Source organism: Curtobacterium sp. P97 (assembly GCF_023712445.1).
Classification (GTDB): Bacteria; Actinomycetota; Actinomycetes; order Actinomycetales; family Microbacteriaceae; genus Curtobacterium.
This window is the reverse complement of the sequence record NZ_JAMAYF010000108.1, coordinates 1-457: the sequence shown is the minus strand read 5'-3', so window position 1 is coordinate 457 and position 457 is coordinate 1. Positions and strand designations below refer to the sequence as shown.

1 pseudogene is annotated in these 457 nt (G+C 75.3%); it reads left to right on the top strand.

The annotated features are described in order from the left end of the window. A pseudogene (locus M3677_RS17190) lies at positions 1-457 on the top strand (glycogen debranching enzyme); the annotation flags it as partial.

Here is a 457-nt window from a genome sequence, read left to right as displayed (position 1 = left end):
GCCAGGACTCCGAGCTGTCGTGGCTGGACTGGGGCGCCATCGACGCCGACCTGTGGAGCTTCACCTCCCGGCTGGTCGGGCTGCGCCGGACGTCCCCCGCGCTGCGCCAGGAGGCGTTCTTCGACGGCCACGAGGTGGCCGGGTCCGGCGGCACCCGCGACCTCGCCTGGTTCGCCCCGGGCGGGGGCCAGCTGACCACCGAGGACTGGTACGACACCGGGCTGCAGACGGTCGGCATGTACCTCGACGGCCGCGGCATCCGGCACCGCGACGAGCGCGGCCGGCCGGTCCGCGACGACTCGTGGCTGGTCTGGCTGCACGCCGGGCCCGAGGACGTCGAGGTGCACCTGCCCGACGCCCCGTGGGCCGACGGCTACGAGTTCGTGGTCTCCACCGAGTGGCCGACCGGTGCCCCGGACCGCCCCACGGTCGTCGCTCCGGGGCCGATCACCATGCC